This is a genomic window from Pseudomonas sp. P4_C1, assembly GCF_056402155.1.
The window spans coordinates 1-7591 of sequence record NZ_JBFUHY010000124.1; the positions used below are offsets into that span (position 1 = coordinate 1).

Consider the following 7591-nt stretch of genomic DNA (forward strand, 5'->3'; position numbering starts at 1 on the left):
ATCCCGAACTCAGCAGTGAAACGATGCATCGCCGATGGTAGTGTGGGGTTTCCCCATGTGAGAGTAGGTCATCGTCAAGATTAAATTCCGAAACCCCTATCTGCGTACGCAGGTAGGGGTTTTGTTTTAGTAGAAGTCACCAATTTTCACTGGCGCGTTGATGTTCTAACGAGCTGGTCACAGAATTTCTTGACGACCATAGAGCATTGGAACCACCTGATCCCATCCCGAACTCAGCAGTGAAACGATGCATCGCCGATGGTAGTGTGGGGTTTCCCCATGTGAGAGTAGGTCATCGTCAAGATTGAATTCCGAAACCCCTGTCTGCTAACGCAGACAGGGGTTTTGTCGTTTCAGGGGTACTGAAAAGCCCATTGCGGAGCCTCTCCACAACGTGTTTTTCCACATTTTAGGCAAACAGTTTCAGCACATTGTTCATTGCATCATCGGCAAAGCCCTGCACGAAATCCTTGAAGCCCGGCAGCGCTTCGGTGCCTCCATGCGCCGGTTCGGCGATGATGGTCCAGGTGGCTCGGGACTTGCCCGCACCCAGTGGTTCAACGCTCATCGCTGCCCACAGATTGGCCACACCCAGGGTGTTGTAAATGGTGGTCCAGGTAATGTGCCGTGCCTGGTCGTCCCGAGAGTTGAGTTGTTCGACCACCAGGTTGCCGTCTTTGAAAAACTTTTTACGTAGCGATGACACCCCATCACCGGTCATCTCGATGTGCGACAGCGCCGGAATGAAACGATCGAAGCCGGCAAAGTTACCGACTACGGCCCATACCTGCGCAGCGTCGGCGGGAACCTCCACCGAGGACGCCACGTGGCAGCCTTGAGGGTTTTTGATCAGGGTATCGGGTTGCAGAGTACTCATGGTTTTGCTCCGTTGGGGTTGAGTCAGATGAAGTTGATTTCTTTGAGGTAGTCGCAGCCGCGACGCAGCAGCGCCGGGGATTTTTGCGGGTAGTGCGCGCCCATTAGCCGCACACCGGCCTGGGCGTTGTCGTGACCGATCATCGAGATATCGCCGATGTCCTCCTCGAAGCCGTTGAGGTAGAACCCCAGTACGCCGAACAACGCGTTGTCGCTGTCGACCCGACCCAGTTGCTGCTGCCAGTCGGCGACGCTGACCATCGCGAAATCGCGCCCCGCCTCGCGGAAGGACGCCACGTAGTTGTCCCAGCTCAAGGGCTCGGGGTTGTGCAGGTTGAACACCGCTTGTTCCGGTTGATAACGACTGGCGTGGAAGGCGATGAATCGGGCGAGAAAGTCCACCGGCATCAGGTCGAAGTTCAAGGCAAATTCCGGCACCTGGCCAAGCTGGATCGAGCCCTTGAGCATTAGCATCAGGCGATTCTTGTGCGGCTGGCATACGCCTGTGAGGCTGTTGAAGCTAATGTTGCCGGGGCGGTAGAGATTGACCCGCACCCCAAGCTCCCGCGCCCGTTCGAGGATGCGCTCGCCGACCCATTTGGACAGGTTGTAGCCGTTCTTGATGTAGATCGGTGGCGTCGCTGCGGCCGGCAACTCGAGCACTCGGCCGTCGGCGGATATCGTGCTGGAGGCCGAGAGCGTCGAGACGAAGTTGAAGATTTTTTTGCTGCGCCCTTCGCACAGGCGCAAACATTCGAAAATCGGCTCGACGTTGTCCCGCGCCAGCGACTCGTAATCGAGGACGTGATTGACGTTGGCCGCGTTGTGCACCAGTGCGCCAAACTCTCGATCCAGTCGCTGGTATGCCTCGGGCGCCAAACCGAGTTGCGGTCGCGTGATGTCCGCCGCGTAAACCCTCACCCGGCTCATATCCAGATGCTCCAGACGGTTCTCCCGCAGCGCCTGGGCAAAGCGTTCATCCGCCGATTGCCCATTGCCGTCGCGAACCAGGCAGGCGACTTCGCTGGCCCCCCATGCCAGCAACGCCTCGACGAGATGTACACCGACAAAACTGTTGGCGCCGGTGATGATCACCTTGTGCACATCGCCCATGCGGCTGATGGGCAACGGCTGAATATCCAGTTCACGGAAGGCATCGCGCAGGGCCTGTTCGCTCAGTACCTCTTCACTGCCGGAGCCGCGCACCAGCGTCGCCAGTTTGGTGATGGTGGGCAGTTCGATAAAGCGGTTGATCGAGATGCTGCGCCCGAATTCCTCGCGCAGTCGCAGGAGCATGCGCGATAGCAGGATCGAGTGCCCGCCCAGATTGAARAAGCTTTCGTCGGTGGAAATGTCGCTCGCCGGCAGCTCCAGCAACTCAGCCCAGATTTCCAGCAGCAGGGCCTCATCGGCGTTGACTGGCAGGCGCCGTGAAGGGTTATCGGTGACGCTCACGGGCAGATCCAGCAACGCCTTGCGGTCGACCTTGCCATTGCTGGCGTACGGCATGCTTGCCAGCTCGGTCCATGCAACGGGGTTCATGTAGTCCGGCAGGTGCTGTGTCGCGTGGGCTTTCAACGCTTGGCGAGCGGTGCCGGGGAGGTCTTCCCGGGGTTGGGCAAGGAAGGCCAGAATCCGTCGCTGGCTATCGATGACCACGGCAACCTGGCGGTACAACTGGCTGTCGCGCAGGCAGCGCTCAATCTCTTCCGGCTCGACCCTGAAGCCGCGAATCTTCACCTGATTATCACGCCGACCGCAGAGTTCGATCCCTTCAGCCGTCCACTTCGCCATGTCCCCGGTGCGATAGACGCGCAGGGTCCGGCCGTCAGGCAAGTTCAGGTCCAGATAGCGCTCGGCGGTTTGCTGCGGGTTGTTCAGGTAACCCAGGCACACACCCGGGCCGGCGATGTACAACTCACCGATGGTCTGTTCGGCCACCGGTTGAAAGTCGTCATCGAGAATCAACACCTGGCTGTTGGCGATTGGAGCGCCCAGCGAGCGGTTGTTGTCGCCTGCCTGGAGTTTGCGCGCGGTAATCAGCACCGTGGCTTCGGTGGGCCCGTAGAGGTTGTAGAGCTTGCCCTGACGGCTCAGTTGCTCGATGACCCACGGCTCGCAGACATCGCCGCCGGTCATCACATGATCCAGGCACTGCAACTGCTCCAGAGGCAGGATGCTCAACAAGGCCGGCGGTAAAAAGGCGTGGGTCAGTTGTCGATGACGAATCAGTTCCACAAGTTGCAGCGGATCGCGGCGTTGGTCATCACCGGGCACGATCAGCTCGGCGCCTTGCAACAGGGTCGGGAAGATGTCGATCAGCGATGAGTCGAAACTCAACGAAGAAAACTGCAACACCCGGCTCTGGCCGGTCAGCTGCACATAGTCGGCGTACCAGTGTATGAAGTGCGCGAGGTTGGCCTGGCTGAGCAGAACACCCTTCGGATGGCCGGTGGTGCCCGAGGTGTAGAGCGCCATGCAGGGTGCATCGAGGTCGGGGCGTTGGCGCATCAACGGTTGAGTGAGGTCTGCGTCATGGACGTCGATGTGGCTGATATCCAGCCCCGGCATCTGGCTCGCCAGGGGATGCTCGCCGTCATGCAGCAACAATACCGCGCCAGCATTCGACAGAATGTACTGCTGACGTTGCAACGGATGGCTCGGCTCCAGCGGCAAGTACACCGCGCCGCTGCCCAGGATCGCCAGGATTCCCGCATACAGCGCATTGCATTTGGGCAGGCAGATCCCGATGACTACCGGGCCTTGATGCTGATCCAGCAGCGGTTGCAACCGTTGCTGGATGGCGCGGCTGTGGGCGTGCAATTGGCGATAGTCGAGGGTGTTGCCAGCGATGCTCAAGGCCGGATGGTCGGCGCTCTGGATGAATTGTTGTTCCAGCCTTTCGATCATCGACGTTTGCGCGAGTTGCTGCAGCCGTGGGTCGACGCTGCCATTGAGGCGATGCACGAACGCGAGGCTGTCCAGGAACCGCAGGATCTCGATGCGCTCGAAGCGGGCAGGTACGGCGGGTTCGGCGTGTCGAAAATAGTCGACATCCCGCGAGTAGCGGCTGACCAGCAACGCCACGTGGTCAACCAGAGCTGTCATGGCCTGCATACGCAACGCCTGGCCATTACCCGACGGTTCATCGGCAATGGGTACACGGGTCAGCAGCGTTGAGCCGTGGCAGCACAACACGTCCAGCGATGGCAGGCCGGACGCCTGCTGCCGGCCGAGACCCAATTGAATTGTCAGTCGTGGCGCATCCCCGATGTACTGAAACAGTGTGCCATCGTCGATCAGCAGGTCAGCCTGTCCAGGCATATCGTCGAGCGCGCAGATCCGCGTCAGTGAGTGACCGTGTTGTTCGAGTTCCAGCGCCAGGTTGGTCAGGGCCTGGCTTTGTCCGGTGAGCAAAATGTCGAGACGTCTCATGATGGGCTCCTCGTCAAACCAGATAGTCGCTGAGGGCGGTCTGTACGCACGGCGCATCGAGCAGCGAACTGCTGTGGAAAAACCGCACAATGTTGGCCACCAGGGGGTGATGGCGATTGATCGGAAAGGCCAGTGCCGACATTTCGTTCTTGAGTGCGCGCCGCGCCACATCGTTGATCTGCAGTGCGTCGATCAAGCGGAAGTCGAAGGATTTCTGGATGTCGTTGGTCAGGTAATGGCCAATGAACACCGGCAGGATCTGCGCGATGCACTGGCGGTCGCCTGCACTTGCGGTATGCCAGTAGATGCGTACCAGCCGCGCCCAAAAACCGGAGTGGCGCCCCTCGTCCAGCAGGTGATCGGCCATCAGGCCCTTGATCGATTGTTTGACCGTGTCGTCCTTGGCGAACGCGGCGACATCACCGGTCACCGTGTTTTCGGCGATGGCCACGCAAATGAGTTCTACAGCGCTGCGCAGGTGCTCCGGTGCCAGCGCCACGGCCGCCGGTATCGCCCGGCTCAGCTCGATCTCATCCGGCAACTCAATGGGGGTGATACCGGTCAACGCGATGGTTTGTTGCATGAAATCCATCGCCACCAGTGCGTGGTAATCCTCGTCCACCACAACCGTCATGGCGTCGTAGCGGCAGGCGAACGGGAACTCGAACGCGAAGCGATTCTTGGCGATGCTGCGGGCGGTTTTGTCGACGATCTCGGTTTCGAAAATCACCACATCGTTGATGAACTTGTAGAGCGTCTGTACCAGGGCGAAGTCGCGCTGTTCCGGGCATTCGCGCAGAAAGGTTTCGCTCAGCACCAAGGGTTGGCGGCTCAAGGGGTAGATCAGTTTGTCGTCGTTCTCCAGCACACGGCGCGGGCGTGTGCGGATGGTCGCGCGACTTTCCCAGGCGTCGGCGAAGGATTGGTAGTCGGCGGCGTTCATGCGCTCACCTCCGTGACGGATTCGTTCATGCTCAGGCGCAACCCGTCCCACAGGGCGATACGGCTTTCCACGGCAGCGATGGCGCTGGCGTACACGTCTTCCTGCCGTTGCGGGTCGCTATCGACCAGCCGCGACAGGAGCTTTTCCGCTGCCGGGCCGTGGTCCTCGGAGTCGACTTCAATGTGTCGCTCGAGGTAGTAACGGAAGGTCGGCGCCTGCTCGATGCCGATGCCCCAATCGTCGAGGATGCGCTGGAACATCCGCGGGATAACGCTCTCGCGGCCGTGCAGAAACGCCGCCGCCACACTGTGACCCGGCGCATGCAGTGCGGTGTGTAGCGTATGGCGAACGAAATTTGCGGCCGCCGGATCGACGTTGACGCTCTGCAAGGCCACGTCGTAGCTCACGCCTTCTTGCTGCAGGGTCACGAAGCGTTCGATGGCAACGGTGCAGGCGCCGACTTCGCGCATTGCATCCAGGTACAACTCGAAGTGGCTGTAATGACCTTGGGCCGGGCGGTCATCCGACTCCTCACCCAGCACGATCTCGTTGATCAACCGCGCTGCCTGGGGATCCTGTGGCGGCAACCAGGGCAGTTGCACGCAAGTCAGCTCCTGTTGCAGGCGCTTGGTCAGCGACATGAAGTCCCATACGGCAAACACGTGGGTTTCCATGAAGCGTCGCAGGACCGCAAGCGAATGTATTTCAGAGAAAATCGGATGTTCGCTAAGTTCGGTTTTTTTTTGAGTAAGACGTTCTTTAGTTGGTTTCATGGATGAGCCTGTAAGTGAGTTGAGGTGAGAAGTAATCAAGCACCGAAGTTCGCTTGAAGTTTTCTCCCGGCGAGCGGGTACCTCAATCGAATTGATCTTTTTCAGTGCTGTAGATGCCGAATAAACAAGGCGTCGCTGCCGCTTGTGGCTGGCAGCGAAGAAAAACTAATACACATATAAAGTGTCGATCAAGTTGTTTCGATATTATTTTAATATTTAACTTTTTGAAGGGTGATAAGTTCCAATAAAACTTTTTATATTGGTTTTATTTGGGCGTAGTTACTCCTTCCGGCCTATATAAGTCAGAATTGAATAAAGAGTGAATGCCTCACTCGAAGTAACTTTTTATCGGGCGTCGTTGAGGGTGTCTGAGGGGGTGGAAGCAGGTCGCGAGTGATGCCGATCCTTCCGTTCCCGTAATGAGGCTCCTTCCTTCGCTTCTTGGGGCGGGGGCTTACGCCATTCGCTCGGCGAGTCCCCCGTTTTATTGTGTCTTGGTTACCCAGAGTGGGCGCAAATCAAGGCGGCCGCCATTACTGAGGCATCACGCAATCGTTGCGATGGTCAGGTTTGAAGGTGGCAAGGCGTTGAGTTGCGGTATGGCGTCGCGAGGGTGGTGTGGTATGAGCGCAGGGGGTTTGTAATCAAATTATTCGCGGTGCACATTCGCAGGAATGTGCGGCAAGCGAGGCGAACCTTTCGGTGTGCCTCCCCGGACTTGCCGCTGCAGGTTACTTCGACGTGTTTTTGGTCTGTACTTCAGGGCTGTCGAGGTAGCGCGTAATGACCTCGACCCCTCGGCTCAGGTGATGTTCGAGCAGTTCCACCGAGCGTTCGACGTCCCGGTCTTCGGCGGCCCGCAACAGTGCCCGGTGGTCGTCCTGGGACAATTTGCCCAGGCCCATGGCTTCCAGGTTGAAACGCAGGAACCGCTCTTCTTCGATCAGGCCGTCTTCGACCAGTTTCAACAGCCGGCGATTGGGCGCCCGGCTGTAAAGTGCCATGTGGAACAGGCGATTGAGCCGTCCGATTTCGGTGTAGTCGCTTTGCGTTTCGAGTTCGTCGATGTAACGGGCAGCCTGTTCGAGATCTCCGTCCTGGAGCAGTGGCACCGAGAGACGCAGGGCTTCGGATTCCAGCAGGATGCGCAGCGCGTAGGTTTCCACGGCGTCGCCCTGGACCAGTGGCGCGACCACGGCGCCCTTGTGGGCAATCACGTTGAGCAACGATTGCGCTTCGAGCTGGCGCAAGGCCTCGCGTACTGGCATGCGGCTGACGCCAAACAGGTCGGCGAGGTCTTGCTGGCGCAGGGCCGCACCGCAAGGAATGCGCCCGTCGAGTATGGCCGCGCGCAGGGTTTCTTCGATCACCGAGCGTGCCAGATGTGCGGGAATTGGCCCGTTGACCTTGATACTGCTGAGAGGGTTGGGCTTTTGTGTCACTAAACGCACCCTGATTGATGGAATATTTTTGGATCCAAATGACACTAGTAACTGACTGACAGCTTGTCAAACAAGCTCACGAGTGCCTTTCCTGCAGTTTAGCGCGCGGCCAGTGATTGCAC

5 protein-coding genes and 2 rRNA genes are annotated in these 7591 nt (G+C 58.8%); 2 read left to right on the forward strand and 5 right to left on the reverse strand.

Annotated elements, in window-relative coordinates; genetic code table 11:
• Positions 1–80, forward strand: a 5S ribosomal RNA gene (rrf, locus tag AC1DU9_RS29025); the annotation flags it as partial.
• Between the two features lie 108 nt (positions 81–188).
• A 5S ribosomal RNA gene (rrf, locus tag AC1DU9_RS29030) occupies positions 189–304 on the forward strand.
• 105 nt (positions 305–409) lie between these two features.
• Here the strand turns inward: rrf (AC1DU9_RS29030) and AC1DU9_RS29035 are convergent.
• The 5 genes from AC1DU9_RS29035 to AC1DU9_RS29055 form a co-directional block, all read right to left on the reverse strand.
• Positions 410–877, reverse strand: coding sequence for an SRPBCC family protein (locus AC1DU9_RS29035; protein ID WP_477811204.1), 468 nt, complete (start codon positions 875–877; stop codon positions 410–412).
• A gap of 23 nt (positions 878–900) precedes the next feature.
• The gene (locus AC1DU9_RS29040) at positions 901–4311 is read right to left on the reverse strand and encodes an amino acid adenylation domain-containing protein (protein WP_477811205.1); all 3411 of its coding nucleotides are present in this window, start codon (positions 4309–4311) and stop codon (positions 901–903) included.
• A 13-nt stretch (positions 4312–4324) separates the two neighbouring features.
• Entirely contained in the window at positions 4325–5254 is a 930-nt protein-coding gene (locus AC1DU9_RS29045; protein ID WP_223463869.1) for a diiron oxygenase, read from the reverse strand.
• Entirely contained in the window at positions 5251–6027 is a 777-nt protein-coding gene (locus AC1DU9_RS29050; RefSeq protein WP_223463870.1) for a DUF3050 domain-containing protein, read from the reverse strand. Before AC1DU9_RS29050 ends, AC1DU9_RS29045 begins: the two co-directional genes overlap by 4 nt.
• A 731-nt stretch (positions 6028–6758) precedes the next feature.
• A complete protein-coding gene (locus AC1DU9_RS29055) occupies positions 6759–7469 on the reverse strand; it encodes a GntR family transcriptional regulator (RefSeq protein WP_223463871.1) in 711 nt (236 codons plus the stop codon).
• Positions 7470–7591: the final 122 nt, after the last annotated feature.